At 70.2% G+C, this 13,708-nt stretch carries 16 protein-coding genes; 8 read left to right on the top strand and 8 right to left on the bottom strand.

Annotated elements, in window-relative coordinates:
- Positions 1-91 precede the first annotated feature (91 nt).
- Positions 92-1,513: a DNA repair protein RadA gene (radA, locus tag J4E04_RS20295; RefSeq protein ID WP_307109567.1), complete on the bottom strand. Its 1,422-nt coding sequence runs from the start codon at positions 1,511-1,513 to the stop codon at positions 92-94.
- 53 nt (positions 1,514-1,566) lie between these two features.
- Positions 1,567-2,151: a copper chaperone PCu(A)C domain-containing protein gene (locus J4E04_RS20290; protein WP_056443593.1), complete on the bottom strand. Its 585-nt coding sequence runs from the start codon at positions 2,149-2,151 to the stop codon at positions 1,567-1,569.
- Between the two features lie 259 nt (positions 2,152-2,410).
- Between J4E04_RS20290 and J4E04_RS20285 the strand changes: the two genes are divergently transcribed.
- The 8 genes from J4E04_RS20285 (at position 2,411) to J4E04_RS20250 (ending at position 8,781) form a co-directional block, all read left to right on the top strand.
- A complete protein-coding gene (locus tag J4E04_RS20285) occupies positions 2,411-2,899 on the top strand; it encodes a CarD family transcriptional regulator (protein ID WP_027506450.1) in 489 nt (162 codons plus the stop codon).
- Positions 2,900-2,906: 7 nt separating this feature from the next.
- Positions 2,907-3,587 (top strand): 2-C-methyl-D-erythritol 4-phosphate cytidylyltransferase, encoded by a 681-nt coding sequence (gene ispD, locus J4E04_RS20280; RefSeq protein ID WP_222633166.1) that lies wholly within the window; start codon positions 2,907-2,909, stop codon positions 3,585-3,587.
- A gap of 10 nt (positions 3,588-3,597) precedes the next feature.
- Positions 3,598-4,110 carry a 2-C-methyl-D-erythritol 2,4-cyclodiphosphate synthase gene (ispF, locus tag J4E04_RS20275; RefSeq protein WP_222638871.1) on the top strand — a complete coding sequence of 171 codons (513 nt, stop codon included), beginning with the start codon at positions 3,598-3,600 and terminating at the stop codon, positions 4,108-4,110.
- Positions 4,111-4,121: 11 nt separating this feature from the next.
- Positions 4,122-5,528: a cysteine--tRNA ligase gene (cysS, locus tag J4E04_RS20270; protein ID WP_027506447.1), complete on the top strand. Its 1,407-nt coding sequence runs from the start codon at positions 4,122-4,124 to the stop codon at positions 5,526-5,528.
- On the top strand, positions 5,528-6,484 hold the full coding sequence (gene rlmB, locus J4E04_RS20265; RefSeq protein WP_027506446.1) for a 23S rRNA (guanosine(2251)-2'-O)-methyltransferase RlmB: 957 nt from the start codon (positions 5,528-5,530) through the stop codon (positions 6,482-6,484). Before cysS ends, rlmB begins: the two co-directional genes overlap by 1 nt.
- A gap of 216 nt (positions 6,485-6,700) precedes the next feature.
- Positions 6,701-7,249, top strand: a complete 549-nt coding sequence (locus J4E04_RS20260; RefSeq protein WP_490149478.1) for a dihydrofolate reductase family protein — start codon at positions 6,701-6,703, stop codon at positions 7,247-7,249.
- Positions 7,250-7,268: 19 nt separating this feature from the next.
- Positions 7,269-8,105 (top strand): DUF4436 family protein, encoded by an 837-nt coding sequence (locus tag J4E04_RS20255; RefSeq protein ID WP_490149477.1) that lies wholly within the window; start codon positions 7,269-7,271, stop codon positions 8,103-8,105.
- A gap of 46 nt (positions 8,106-8,151) precedes the next feature.
- Positions 8,152-8,781 (top strand): SOUL family heme-binding protein, encoded by a 630-nt coding sequence (locus tag J4E04_RS20250; RefSeq protein WP_222638868.1) that lies wholly within the window; start codon positions 8,152-8,154, stop codon positions 8,779-8,781.
- Here J4E04_RS20250 and J4E04_RS20245 read toward each other — a convergent pair whose 3' ends face one another.
- The 6 genes from J4E04_RS20245 to J4E04_RS20220 are packed head-to-tail and all read right to left on the bottom strand — an operon-like array spanning position 8,782 to position 13,573.
- Positions 8,782-9,627, bottom strand: coding sequence for a 5-oxoprolinase subunit C family protein (locus J4E04_RS20245; RefSeq protein WP_490149476.1), 846 nt, complete (start codon positions 9,625-9,627; stop codon positions 8,782-8,784).
- Complete coding sequence (locus tag J4E04_RS20240) at positions 9,627-10,214, bottom strand: 5-oxoprolinase subunit B family protein (RefSeq protein WP_374198537.1); 588 nt, start codon at positions 10,212-10,214, stop codon at positions 9,627-9,629. The genes J4E04_RS20245 and J4E04_RS20240 overlap by 1 nt, the downstream gene beginning before the upstream one ends.
- Before the next feature lie 2 nt (positions 10,215-10,216).
- Complete coding sequence (locus tag J4E04_RS20235; protein ID WP_027506440.1) at positions 10,217-10,972, bottom strand: LamB/YcsF family protein; 756 nt, start codon at positions 10,970-10,972, stop codon at positions 10,217-10,219.
- 17 nt (positions 10,973-10,989) lie between these two features.
- A complete protein-coding gene (locus J4E04_RS20230; protein ID WP_027506439.1) occupies positions 10,990-11,859 on the bottom strand; it encodes a metal ABC transporter permease in 870 nt (289 codons plus the stop codon).
- Positions 11,860-11,861: 2 nt separating this feature from the next.
- Entirely contained in the window at positions 11,862-12,665 is an 804-nt protein-coding gene (locus J4E04_RS20225) for a metal ABC transporter ATP-binding protein (RefSeq protein WP_490149475.1), read from the bottom strand.
- Positions 12,662-13,573 carry a metal ABC transporter solute-binding protein, Zn/Mn family gene (locus tag J4E04_RS20220; RefSeq protein ID WP_490150583.1) on the bottom strand — a complete coding sequence of 304 codons (912 nt, stop codon included), beginning with the start codon at positions 13,571-13,573 and terminating at the stop codon, positions 12,662-12,664. Before J4E04_RS20220 ends, J4E04_RS20225 begins: the two co-directional genes overlap by 4 nt.
- Positions 13,574-13,708: the final 135 nt, after the last annotated feature.

The raw sequence follows: 13,708 nt of genomic DNA, 5'->3' as shown, positions 1-13,708 counted from the left end.
TCCCCCTCCCACGTCGTTCCCGGTTGCCGGTGGTGCAGAGTCAGGGTACCGGTACTCACCGCACCGGCGTTCCGTCCGCGGGTCGAGTGGTCTACTTCCGTCGTCGCTCGAAGGCTCCCTGCATCGCGCCGGCGACGTCGGTGACCCGGACGACCCGCATGCCCGGTGGATCTCCGGCCGTGTCGTCCTTCACGCCGCGACGCTGGTCGGACGGGACGATCGCGGAGGTGAACCCCAGCCGCGCGGCCTCGGCGAGGCGCCGGTCGACGCCGACCACGCGCCGGACCTCTCCGGCCAGCCCCACCTCGCCGAGCACCACCATTCCCGGGGGCAGGGCGGTGTCACGGGCGGCGGAGGCGACCGCGAGTGCCAACGCGAGATCGACGACGGGCTCGGTGGTCCGCATACCGCCGATGGTGGCGGCGTAGACCTCCCGGCTGCTGAGCTGCACGCCGCAGCGACGTTCGAGGACCGCGAGGATCATCGACACCCGGGCGGCGTCCAGACCGCTGACGGCCCGGCGGGGCGTGGGCATGTGCGACGGCGCGACGAGCGCCTGGACCTCCGCGAGCAGGGCCCGCTTGCCGTCCATCGTGACGGTGACGGCAGTGCCGGGGACCGAGTCGGCGCGGTGGTGCAGGAACAGGCCGGACGGATCGCTGACGCCGTGGATGCCGCCCTCGCGCAGTTCGAAGCAGCCCACCTCGTCGGCGGCGCCGAAGCGGTTCTTGACGCCCCGGACCATGCGCAGGGTGGAGTGCTTGTCGCCCTCGAAGTGCAGGACGACGTCGACGAGGTGCTCGAGCGAGCGCGGCCCGGCGACCGCGCCGTCCTTCGTGACGTGGCCGACGAGGATGACGGCCGTGCCGCTGCCCTTGGCGAGGGACGTCAGCGCCGAGGTGATGGCACGGACCTGGGTGACGCCGCCGATGACGCCGTCCACGTCGGACGCCTGCATGGTCTGCACGGAGTCGACGACGACGAGGGTGGGCGCGACCTGGTCGACGTGGCCGAAGATGGTGGCCAGGTCGTTCTCCGCGGCGAGGAACACGCGCTCGTGCACGGCGCCCGTCCGGTCGGCGCGCAGACGCACCTGCCCCGCCGACTCCTCACCCGTGACGTAGAGCGCGATGTCCTGCGGGCTGCGCTCGGCCCACTGCTTGACCACCTCGAGCAGGAGGGTGGACTTGCCGACGCCCGGTTCACCCGCGAGCAGCACCACCGAGCCGGGCACGATGCCGCCGCCGAGCACGCGGTCGAGCTCGTCGACCCCGGTGGGACGGGCGATGGAGGACGTGCTGGAGACCTGTGTGAGCGGAAGTGCCGGCGACGTCGGGATCATCGACGCGCCGCCCGCCCGAACGGCGCTCGCACCCGCGCGGGACGACACGGAGGCGAGGAGAGTGACCTCGTCCATCGAGCCCCACGTCTCGCACTCGGGGCAGCGGCCGACCCACTTGGCCACGGTGTGCTGACAGGCCGAACAGCGATAACTGGTACGAGTCTTGGCCACTCGCGAAGACTAGAGGTGTCTACCGACAGGAATGCTCGGCCGACGGGGGACCGTCAGCCGTTGGCCTCTTCGTCGAGGCGCGGGGTGACGGGGCCCGGATCGACGGGCACGCTGACGGTGACGTCGCCGGCCTGCTGGAACGTGAAGGTGACCGGGACGGTGAGTCCGGGGCGCACGTTCTCGGAGAGGTCTTCCATCACGGCGGTGATGGACTGCGACCCCTCGGGGGCGGTGGGGTCCTGGTCCGCGGGCACTCCGGACGCGACGGACGCCTGAGCCGGGATCTCGATGGAGGTGCCACCGGTGGCACCGGTGACGACGACCTCGGCGGCACCCTCGGTCTCGATGCCGGTGATGCGGTCCGGTGTGGTCTCGCTGGTGTTGATCGCCGTGAAGATCAGCTCCGCGCGGCCACCGGGCTCGAGCACGAACTCGTCGGAGGAGGGGTAGGCGACGTGCACGTTGCGCAGGGAGACGGTGCCCTGGTCCGCGCCGTTACCGTTGACCGCGGCGACCTGCGTCGCCGTCTGGGAGATCTGCCCGGCGCTGCACGCGGAGAGGCTGATCACCGTGCCGAGAGCGAGCGCGACGCCGGTCGCGACTCGGGCCGGCCGGATCCGGGCGGTAGATGCGGTCACTGGTCGTCCTCCACTGGTCGTCATCGAGAGTTGTGCCGACGGGCGGCCACCACCACGCAGCGTAGTAGTTCGCCGTCCGGACGTGTGGATCGGGTGACGCCAGTCGGTGCCGGAGCGGGCCGAACAGCCTGCTCGATACATGTATCCCGCCCCCTGTCAAGAGCGTCCCCACCAGCCCTGTGCCCCTGACCTGCACCGTTGGAACGACCCCGGATCGGAGGCGTGTTAAACTGGCCATATCGAAAGGGGCACCGAACACATGATTTTCAAGGTCGGAGACACCGTCGTTTACCCGCACCACGGAGCGGCGCTGATCGAAAATATCGAGACACGCACCATCAAGGGCGAGGCCAAGGAATACCTCGTTCTCAAGGTAGCCCAGGGTGATCTCACCGTTCGAGTTCCTGCCGACAACGCCGAGTACGTGGGTGTCCGGGACGTCGTCGGCCAGGAGGGTCTGGACAAGGTGTTCCAGGTTCTCCGCGCGCCGCACACCGAGGAGCCCACCAACTGGTCGCGCCGGTACAAGGCCAACCTGGAGAAGCTCGCGTCGGGTGACGTGAACAAGGTGGCCGAGGTCGTGCGCGATCTGTGGCGTCGTGAGCAGGACCGCGGCCTGTCCGCTGGTGAGAAGCGCATGCTGGCGAAGGCACGTCAGATCCTGGTCGGCGAGCTCGCACTCGCCGAGGGAACCGACGAAGTCAGGGCGGACTCCATGCTGGACGAGGTTCTGGCCGCGGCGTCCTGACGCGCGTGTGACGGACGTCGTCGCGCTCGTTCCGGCAGCCGGATCGGGCGTACGCCTCGGGGAGAACATGCCCAAGGCGTTCGTGGAACTCGCGGGACGCACTCTGCTCGAGTGGGCGCTGGACGGCCTGTCGGCCTCCGGCGCCCTTTCTCGTGTCGTGGTGGTGGTCCCGAACATTCTGCAGGACACGACCTCTCGTCTGGTCGAGTCCTGCGTCCTGCCGGTGGACGTCGTCGTCGGCGGAGCCGAGCGCACCGATTCGGTGCGGGCCGGCCTGGCAGTGGCCGGTGCGGCGGACATCGTGCTCGTGCACGACGCCGCACGCTGCCTGACGCCGCCGAGCCTGATCACCCGCGTCGTCGAGGCGGTCGGCGCCGGTGCGTCGGCCGTGGTGCCGGTGCTGCCCGTCGTCGACACGATGAAGTCCGTCGATGCCGCCGGTGTGGTCACCGGAACGGTCGACCGGGCCACGCTGCGCTCGGTGCAGACGCCGCAGGGATTCGACGGGGTGACCCTGAGGCGTGCCTACGATTCCTTTCCCGAGACGGCCACCGACGACGCCGGCCTGGTCGAACGTCTGGGAGTCGACGTGCACACGGTCGTCGGCGACGCCGAGGCCTTCAAGATCACCACCCCGATGGATCTGGTCCTGGCTCGCGCACTCGTCGCCCGCCGGACACAGTCGTGAGAGGGAGACCATGCGCGTAGGGATCGGTTCCGACGTCCACCCCGTCGAGGTGGGGCGTGAGTGCTGGATCGCCGGACTGTTGTTCGAGGACGCCGACGGCTGTGCCGGGCATTCCGACGGCGACGTCGCGGCGCACGCACTCTGCGACGCGCTGCTGTCCGCGGCCGGTCTGGGAGATCTGGGCTCGGTGTTCGGCACGGGTCGCCCCGAATGGGACGGCGTCAGCGGCGCCACCATGCTCATGCACGTGCGCGAACTGCTCGCGCAGCAGTCGATGCGCGTGGGCAACGCCGCGGTCCAGGTCATCGGCAATCGTCCGCGCGTCGGCCCACGTCGGGTGGAGGCGCAGACACTGCTCACGAACATCCTGGGGGCGCCCGTCTCCGTCTCGGCCACCACGACCGACGGGCTCGGCCTGACCGGCCGCGGCGAGGGTGTGGCCGCGATCGCCACCGCTCTCGTGCTGGAGAGTGCGGTCCCGGACGACGCTCGCGTGGTACAGGGCGAGTCGAATCCCCGGTAGGATCGGCCGTCGTGACCCTGCGCTTCTACGACACCGCGACCAGGGCCGTGCGTGAGTTCACTCCGCTGGCCCCCGGACACGCCTCGGTGTATCTGTGCGGGGCCACGGTCCAGGGACATCCCCACATCGGTCACGTGCGCAGCGGCGTCGCGTTCGACGTCCTTCGGCGGTGGCTGACGGCCGCCGGCTACGACGTCGCCTTCGTCCGCAACGTCACCGACATCGACGACAAGATCCTGAACAAGGCCGCCGACGCCGGCCGTCCGTGGTGGGAGTGGGCGGCGACGTACGAGCGCTCCTTCACCGCGGCCTACGACGCCCTCGGTGTGCTTCCCCCGTCGGCCGAACCGCGCGCCACGGGTCACATCACGCAGATGGTCGAGCTGATCGGTCGGTTGATCGACGCGGGTCACGCGTACGCGGCCGCCGGCGACGTCTACTTCGACGTGCGGAGCTGGGGCGAGTACGGCGCTCTGTCCGGGCACAGGCTCGACGACGTCCACCAGGGTGAGAGCGTCGGTGCGGGCAAGCGCGATCCGCGCGACTTCACGCTGTGGAAGACGGCCAAGCCCGGCGAGCCGTCGTGGCCCACCCCGTGGGGACCCGGCCGGCCCGGGTGGCACATCGAGTGCTCCGCGATGGCGGAGACCTACCTCGGGTCCGCGTTCGACATCCATTGCGGTGGACTGGATCTGGTGTTCCCGCACCACGAGAACGAGCTGGCCCAGTCCCGCGCCGCGGGGGACGGTTTCGCGCAGTACTGGCTGCACAACGGTTGGGTCACCATGAGCGGCGAGAAGATGTCGAAGTCGCTCGGCAACGTCGTCTCCATCCCGACGATGCTCGAGACCGTGCGTCCGCAGGAACTGCGCTACTACCTCGGCAGCGCGCACTACCGGTCGATGCTCGAGTACTCGGCCGAGGCACTGCAGGAAGCGGCATCGGCGTACCGGAGCATCGAGGCGTTCGTGACGAAGACCGCGGAGCGCGCGGGCGAGGTGCCGATCGGTACCTGGACGCCCGCGTTCGCCGAGGCGCTCGACGACGATCTCTCGGTGCCCAAGGCGCTCGCCGAGATCCACGGACTCCGCCGCGAGGGCAACAGTGCGTTGGCCGCGGGGAAGCTGGACGAGGCCGTCGAGGCCGCGTCGTCCGTCCGCGCCATGACGTCGATCCTCGGCGTGGATCCCCTCGATCCGCACTGGGCGTCCGGCTCCGCCGACGCGTCGGCGGAACGGGCGGCGCTCGATCTGCTCATCGCGGACGACCTCGAGCTGCGCAGCGCCGCCAAGGCAGGCAAGGACTGGCCGACGGCCGACCGTATTCGTGACCGCCTCGCCCGCGCGGGCGTGGAGGTCACCGACACCCCGAACGGCCCGGAATGGTCGATCGCACAGCCGGAAGGCACGGAGAAGTAATGGCAGGCAATTCGAGTCGACGCGGAGCGGTGCGCAAGACCGGCACCAAGAAGGGCCAGACCGTCGGGTCCGGCGGCAAGCGCAGCAAGGGCCTCGAGGGCCGCGGCGCGACCCCGCCGGCGGCCGAGCGCACCAAGCACGCCCGGCGCGCACGGCCGACCAGCCGGGACGCGTCCGGTTCGGGTCGCGGCCGTCCGCCGGTCCGCAAGACCGAGGACGGTCCGGAGAACGTGCTGGGCCGCAACCCGGTGCTGGAGTGCCTGCGCGCGGGAGTGCCGGCGACGGCGCTGTACGTCGCGTCGGGCACCGAGGCCGACGATCGGCTGAAGGAGAGCGTCCAGATCGCCGCGGACAAGGGCATCTCGATCCTGGAAGTCTCCCGCACCGATCTCGATCGGATGAGTGCCAACGGCATGCACCAGGGCATCGCGCTCCAGGTGCCGCCGTACCGGTACGCCCACCCCGACGATCTCCTCTCGCAGGCGCGCCAGCGTCAGGAGCCGCCGCTGCTGGTCGCTCTCGACAACATCACCGACCCCCGCAACCTCGGTGCCGTCGTCCGGTCGGTCGCAGCATTCGGTGGACACGGCGTGGTCATCCCGCAGCGACGCAGCGCGAGTGTCACGGCCGTCGCGTGGCGCACCAGTGCCGGAGCGGCAGCGCGTCTCCCCGTCGCCCGTGCGACCAATCTGACTCGGACGCTGAAGGACTGGGCCGACAAGGGTGTGATGGTGGTCGGTCTCGACGCCGACGGTGACACTTCGCTGGACGACTTCGACGGCACCGGGCCGATCGTGGTGGTCGTCGGGTCCGAGGGCAAGGGTCTGTCCCGCCTCGTCCGCGACAACTGCGACAGCATCCTGTCGATCCCCATGGCCGGTCCGGTGGAGTCGCTCAACGCGTCCGTCGCAGCGGGAGTCGTGCTCGCGGGCATCGCGCGGCAGCGCCGGGGCTGAACCCGGCTCAGTGGACGCGGACCGACTCGATGAACGGGGCCGGCAGCTGAGCGCCAGTCTGGGTCGGATGGGGTGCGCACACCCCTTGCCTGAACCGCACACCCTCTGCAGCTGGCAGTGAGGGGTGTGCGCTCACCGGAGAGGGTGTGCACACCCCCCGCAACGTGCCCGGCCGCAAGCTCGATCGGTGTCGGTGGTCGGGTGCAGAATCGCCCTGTGACCCGGAGCACTTACTTCACCGCCAGCACCCTCGACGGCTACCTCGCCGACGAGAACGACTCTCTCGAGTGGCTCTTCCGTCAGGAGATCGACGAGCACGGCCCGATGAACTACGGCGACTTCATCGCGGACATCGGCGCGATCGTCATGGGAGCCACGACCTACGCCTGGGTCCTCGACCACAACGCGTCGACCGGGGAGGCGTGGACGTACGACATGCCGGCGTGGGTGGTGACCCATCGAGACTTCGCGGACTCCGAGCACGACGTTCGATTCGCTGCCGGAGACGTCGCCGACCTCTGGCCGGCGATCGAGGAGTCCGCCGGCGGCAAGGACGTCTGGATCGTGGGGGGCGGTGATCTGGCAGCACAGTTCGCCGAGGCCGGCCACCTGGATCGGATCGTCGTCTCGATCGCGCCGGTCACCCTCGGTGCCGGCAGGCCGCTGTTCCCGCGTCGGTTCGATCTCCGACTCGTGGACTTCGCGCGCAACGGCGCGTTCCTCTGCGCGGAGTACGACGTCGTGGAACCGCACGCGCAGACCTGAGTCCTGTCATCATCTGTCCATGACAGCGGCGGGTCGCAGAGTGCGCGGTGTGGTCCTGGTGGCCGTGGTGATCGCCGCGTACGTCGCGGTGGTGCTCACCTACGCGCTGGGGAGCCCGCCGAACGGCCCCGACCTCCGTGAGTCCGCACCCGACGCCGCGCTCGTCTACCTCGACGTGGACACCGTCTCCGGTGAGAACTTCTCGCTCGACGCCCGCGTGTCCGTGTATCCGGGGACCGAGTTGACCGATGCCGACGGCAACCTGGTCGACGACCTGATCGTCGACGTGACGCCGACCGCGAGCGCCGGCACCCTGACGTTCCCCAGTGGGACCCGTGTGGGCCCGCTCCCGGTCTCCCTGTACGCGGACGGCGACATCAGGCGATGGCCGTTCGACACGTACGACGCGTCGTCGATCCAGGTGCGGGTGTTCTCCGGCACCGGCGCGGACCGGCAGCCCGTACCCGCCGAGATCGTGGTGACCGACTCGCTCACGTCCTGGGCGGTGGAGGCCGTCGACATCGACTCCTCGTCGGCGCAGGCCTTCGACATCCGCGTCGCGCGCACGGTGGGTACCACGATCTTCGACGTCGCGATCTGTGTCGTGCTCGTCGTCCTGCCGTCGTGCACGCTGTTCGTGTCGATCCAGACGCTGCGCCGCCGCAAGCAGTTCCTGCCGCCGATCATGACGTGGTTCGCGGTGACGCTCTTCGCGGTGCTGCCCATCCGCAACCTGTTCCCCGGCGCTCCGCCGATCGGGTCGTGGGTCGACTACACCGTGGTGCTGTGGGTGGTGGCGGGTCTGGTGACGGCGATGGTGCTCTACGTCGTCGCGTGGTGGCGCCAGGGCCCCTAGGTCGAGCGCGACCGGGGTGGGGCTCGTCCGCGCGTACCGTCGAGTCATGATCGAACGGCTGAGGACGACGGTGACACAGGTGGCCGAGGCCGCACTGGGAATCGTGGGGGTTCGGGTGGGTACCGAGGAACCACCCCACACCACCGAGTCGCTCACGGGGGCGGTCGAGATTCGCCGATACGAACCCCGGATCGCGGCGGAGACCGTCGTGGACGCCGACGAGGAACGCGCCCGTAACGAAGGCTTCCGCCGGCTGGCCGGGTACATCTTCGGGGGCAATCAGGGATCCGACAGGATCGCGATGACGGCTCCCGTTGGGCAGTCGGCGTCGCGCGGGCAGACCATCGCGATGACCGCACCCGTGTCGCGCGCCGCGAGCGACGAGGGATGGGTCGTCCGGTTCTTCATGCCGTCGCGATGGACGATGGACACTCTGCCGGCGCCGAAGGACGATCGGGTGCGCCTGGTGGAGGTGCCGGCCGAGACGGTGGCGGTGCTGCGGTTCAGCGGTGACCGCGGTGCGCGGGCCGTGGCCGAGCGCACCACGGAGCTGCTGGAGATCCTGAAGTCCCGCGGCATCGACACGACCGGCGAGCCGATGTCCTGGTTCTACGACCCGCCCTGGACGGTGTCGTTCCGCCGCCGCAACGAGATCGCCGTTCCTGTCTCCCGATGATCAGACACTGAAGCGGATCGTCTGTCCCGGCGCACACTGCGCCGCGGATCCGAGGTCCGCCGACACCACGACGGCGATCACCGGGTAGCCGCCGGTCACCGGATGGTCGACGAGGAACAACACGGGCAGTCCCGACGGCGGTACCTGCAGTGCGCCGGTCACCATGCCCTCGCTCGGGAGTTCGTCCTCCCGCGATCGCGACAGTGGCTCGGCGCCCTGGAGTTTCATGCCGACGCGGTCCGAATCCGTCCGCACCGTCCAAGGTTGGGCGAGCAGCAGGTCGAGCGCGTCGTCGGTGAACCGGTCCGCGCGCGGGCCGGGAATCACCCGCAGGGTCGTACGGTGCTCGAACGGGTAAGGATTCACGTCGACCCCGGGCCAGTCCTCGGCGTCGTGACCGATCGGCAGCACGGCGCCGGGCGCCACTCGCTCGGGTCCGATACCGGACAGGGAGTCGGTCGATCGGCTCCCGAGAACCCGGGGCACGTCGATGCCGCCGCGGACGGCGACGTACGTGCGCAGTCCCACCGGTGCCCAGTCGAGGCGGATCTCGGCGCCCGACCCCACCACGACCACGGCGCCGTGCCCCTGCGGTACGCCGTCCACCGTGAACGGGGTCGGAGCCCCCGTGACCGCCAGAACCACCTCGGTGCGTGCGCGCAGCACCAGTCCGCCGAGCGTCACCTCGAGCGTCGCGGCGTCGATCATGTTCCCCACCAACCGATTCGCTGCGTCGTGCGAGCGTCGATCGGCAGCGCCGGACGTGCCGACGCCCAGCGAGGACCACCCGGTGCGTCCGCGGTCCTGCACCGTGGTGAGCGGCCCGGTCGCCAGTACCTCGAGCATCACGTCACCGCGCGGAACTGCACGCGCGTGCCGGGCGCGAGCAGCGCGGGGTCGTCCCGGTTCACGTCCCACAGCGCCGCGTCGGTGCTGCCGATGATCTGCCACCCGCCGGGCGACGAGGTCGGGTACACCCCGGTGTACTCGCCGGCCAGCGCCACGGATCCCGCCGGCACCGAGGTGCGCGGATCGGCGCGGCGCGGGATCGACAACGGATCGGATCCGACCAGGTACGCGAAGCCGGGGGAGAAGCCGCAGAACGCGGCGGTCCACATCTGACCGGTGTGCACGGCGACGATGTCCAGTCCCGTTGTCGCACAGACCTCGTCGAGATCGGGCCCGTCGTATCGGACGTCGATCGTGATCGTCTCACCGGAGCGGCCGAGCACCTGCGCCGGTGGCGTCTCGCGGAGCCACGCCGTCACCCGTGCGGGTTCCGCGTCCTCGGTGAGGATCACCAGCACGGTGGCGGCGGCGGGGATCATCTCGGCGATTCCCGGGTGCCCGACGGCCCACCCGGCGTGGTGCGCCGCGACTGTGCGGACGTCGTCGAGATCGACCAGCAGGGCGCGGTCGCCCGCCGGGGCGATCCTCACGACACGAACGGGGTCAGGGTGACGCCGTTGCGGGACAACACCGCACGCACGGCCAGGGCCATGTCCACCGCGGCGGGGGTGTCGCCGTGCAGGCACACCGAGTCGGCGTTCACCGGCACCGTCACCCCGTCGACGGAGTCCACGACGCCCTCGGTGACCATCCGCAGCACGCGTCGTGCCACGGCGTCGACGTCGGACAGGACCGCACCGGGGTCGCGGCGGGAGACGAGGGTTCCCGCTGCCGTGTAGCCGCGATCGGCGAACGCCTCGGTGACGGTCCGCAGGCCCGCCCGCGCGGCGATCTCGAGGAATGCCGAGCCGGGCAGCCCCAGGACGGGCAGGCCGGGGTCGTACGCGGCGACGGCGTCGACGACCGCCTGTGCCTGTACTCGGTGGTGCACGATCGTGTTGTACAGCGCTCCATGTGGTTTGACGTACCGCACGCGTCCGCCGACGGAGCGCGCCAGGCCGTCGAGAGCCCCGATCTGGTAGATCACGTCGGCGCGCAGGTCCTCCGCGGTGATGTCGAGGAAGCGCCTGCCGAAGCCGACGAGGTCCCGGTACCCCACCTGGGCGCCGATACGCACGTCGGACCGGACGGCGTCGGCGCACGTCCGCAGCAGCGTGGCCGGATCACCCGCATGGAAGCCGCACGCGATGTTGGCGCTGGTGACCACACGCAGCATCGCCGCGTCGTCACCGAGCGTCCAGGTGCCGAAGCCCTCGCCGAGATCGGAGTTCAGATCGACCATCCACACGAGGGTAACGGTCAGGCGTGGACGACGGTGCGGGACGGTGTGCGTCGACCGACCGCCCGGCAGACGAGGTAGATGACGAACGAGATGGTGGTGACGAAGGTCGAGACCGGCACCCCGGGAGCGAGCGAGAGCAGGATGCCGCCCACGGCCGCGACCTCGGCGAAGAGAATCGAGAGCCACGTCGCCGTGACGGGGTTGGCGGTGACGCGGGACGCCGCTGCCGCGGGCGTGATGAGGAGCGAGAGCACCAGCAGGGCGCCGACGATCTGGACGCCGAGCGCACACGCGACACCGACGAGGATCGCGAACACGATGGACAGCAGTCGCATCGGTACGCCGCGCGCCTCGGCGCCCTCGGGATCGGTGCTGGCGAACAGCAGGGGCCGGTAGACCACGAAGAGCACGACGATGACGACGAGCGCCACCGCGAGCAGCAGGCCGAGACCCGTGCTGCCGACACCGACGATCTGCCCGACCAGCAGCGAGAAGCTGGTGCCGGTGCGGCCGGGATACGCCCACAGGAAGAGCACCGACAGGCCGAGCCCGAAGCTCATGATGACGCCGATGACGGAGTCGCGTTCGCGCGCACGACGGCCCAGCAGGGCGAACAGGACCGCCGCGATGACGGATCCCAGGATGGCGCCGACCCCGACGGCCAACCCCACCAGCAGGGCCGCGGACGCACCGGTGAGGGACAGCTCCGACGAGCCGTGGACGGCGAACGACCACTGTCGACTGACGATGAGGGGGCCGAGCGCCCCGGCGAGCACACCGAGGATCGCCGCGGCGATCAGCGCCTGCTGCACGAAGTCGTAGGTGAGGAGATCGGCCGTCGTACCGAAGTCGAATGCCTTGCTCAGGGCGTCGAGAACCTTGTCCATGCCTACTCCGACTCGTCCACGTGGTGCATGCCGCCGGCGCTCCCGAGGGCGTCCATGGCGTCTCCGGTACCGACGACCACCAGCCGCCCGCGGACGCGCAGGACCTCGACGTCGGTGTCGTACAGCTCGGAGAGCACCTCGGAGGTCATCACCTCCTCGGTGGTGCCGATGCGGAACTTGCCGTCGACGAGGTAGACCACCCGGTCGACGATCGGCAGGATCGGGTTGAGCTCGTGCGTCACGAACACCACCGAGGTGCGGTGCGAGCGCCGACGCTGGTCGATCAGGTGCGCGACGACCTGCTGGTTGGCGAGGTCGAGGCTCAGCAGCGGTTCGTCGCAGAGCAGCACGTCCGGATCGCCGACGAGTGCCTGCGCGACGCGTAGCCGCTGCTGCTCACCGCCGCTCATCTGCCCCAGCGGCGCGTCGGCGAACGCTTCCGCACCGACCGAGGCGACGGCGATGTCGACGGCCTCGCGACGAGCCTGGCGCCCACGGAAGCCGATGCCCCAGCGGTGTCCGTCCCACCCGAGGCCGACGAAGTCGCGCCCGCGCAGCGGAACACCCTCGTCGATGGCCTTCTGCTGGGGGATGTAGCCGACGGAGGATCGACCGCCGGCGATGGTCGCGGTGCCGGCGGTGAGGTGGGCCTGCCCGAGCAGCACCTTGAGGAGCGACGTCTTGCCGGAGCCGTTCGGGCCCAGCACGGCGACGAACTCGCCCGGTGCGACCTCGAGGTCGAGATCGGACCAGAGCACCCGGTCGCCGTAGGCGAGGGTGGCTCCGGTCAGTCGGACAGCGGTCACACGACCCCCAGCGCGTCGGCGAGATCCTGCGCTGCCGTGCGCTGCCAGGAGACGTAGTCCTGCCCTGCGGGCAGGGTCTCGGTGACCTCGACGACGCGGATGCCGTTCTCCTCGGCGATGCGGCGCACGTCCTCGGTCACGGCGTCCTCCGTCTGAATGTTGTAGACCAGTACGTCGACGCCCTTGCCGGTGAACAGGTCACGCGTCGCGGCGACGGCGGCGGGCGAGGGATCGTTGCCCTCCTCGATCGAGTCCTCGAAGTCCTCGGGGGTCTTGTCGTCCACCCCGGCTCCTTCCAGCAGGTAGTGCGCGATCGGCTCCGTCTGAGCGACGGGTGCGCCAGGCTTCTGCTGGGCGATGCGATCCGTGATGTCGGTGATCTCGTGGATGTCGTCGTGGAACGCCTCGGCGTTCTCGGTGTAGTACGCCGCGTTGTCGGGGTCGACCTTACCGAGTTCGGTGGCGATCGCCTCGGCGGTGGCCGCCGCGATCTCCGGGTCGTACCAGACGTGCTCGTTGGTCTCGCCCGAATGGTCGTGGGCACCCGCCTCGTCGGCATGGTCGGCGTCGTCCGCGTGTCCCTCGAGCAGCGAGTACGCGTCGACGGAGGGCACGTCGCCCGCGGAGCCGAGCACGTCGTCGACGAACTCGTCGTAGCCGCCGCCGTTGTACACGACGAGCGAGGCCTCGGACAGTGCCGCGGCGTCGCCGGGGCTGGCCTCGTAGGAGTGCGGATCCGCGGACGGATCGGAGATGATCGCCGTGACGTCCGCTCGGTCTCCGACGACGGCCTCGGCGACCGAGCCCCACACGTTCGTCGACGCGACGACGGTGGGCCGACCGGACTCGGCCGTCGCGGTGTCGTCGGAGCTGCATCCCACCAGGGCGGTCGCCGTCAGGGCGGTCATACCCAGGGCGGTGACGAGCGTGCGGAGGGGAATTCGGGCGGGTGCGTACACGAGGGGTGCTCCTGGGTCGGTCGAACGTTATCGTTAATGGAAACCGTTGTCGTGACCTTACCGCCCCACCACCCCGACGGCGAA

The organism is Rhodococcus sp. NFXS4 (assembly GCF_058139645.1).
The sequence above is the reverse complement of the archived record's forward strand: the minus strand, read 5'-3'. Positions and strand labels throughout refer to the sequence as shown.

What these genes read in the sequence shown, in the direction of transcription:
- J4E04_RS20285 (WP_027506450.1), top strand. Translation starts at nt 2,411, where the DNA reads ATGATTTTCAAGGTCGGAGACACCGTCGTTTACCCGCACCACGGAGCG.
- ispF (WP_222638871.1), top strand. Translation starts at nt 3,598, where the DNA reads ATGCGCGTAGGGATCGGTTCCGACGTCCACCCCGTCGAGGTGGGGCGT.
- rlmB (WP_027506446.1), top strand. Translation starts at nt 5,528, where the DNA reads ATGGCAGGCAATTCGAGTCGACGCGGAGCGGTGCGCAAGACCGGCACC.
- J4E04_RS20255 (WP_490149477.1), top strand. Translation starts at nt 7,269, where the DNA reads ATGACAGCGGCGGGTCGCAGAGTGCGCGGTGTGGTCCTGGTGGCCGTG.
- J4E04_RS20250 (WP_222638868.1), top strand. Translation starts at nt 8,152, where the DNA reads ATGATCGAACGGCTGAGGACGACGGTGACACAGGTGGCCGAGGCCGCA.
- J4E04_RS20245 (WP_490149476.1), bottom strand. Translation starts at nt 9,627, where the DNA reads ATGCTCGAGGTACTGGCGACCGGGCCGCTCACCACGGTGCAGGACCGC.
- J4E04_RS20235 (WP_027506440.1), bottom strand. Translation starts at nt 10,972, where the DNA reads ATGGTCGATCTGAACTCCGATCTCGGCGAGGGCTTCGGCACCTGGACG.
- J4E04_RS20230 (WP_027506439.1), bottom strand. Translation starts at nt 11,859, where the DNA reads ATGGACAAGGTTCTCGACGCCCTGAGCAAGGCATTCGACTTCGGTACG.
- J4E04_RS20220 (WP_490150583.1), bottom strand. Translation starts at nt 13,573, where the DNA reads ATGACCGCCCTGACGGCGACCGCCCTGGTGGGATGCAGCTCCGACGAC.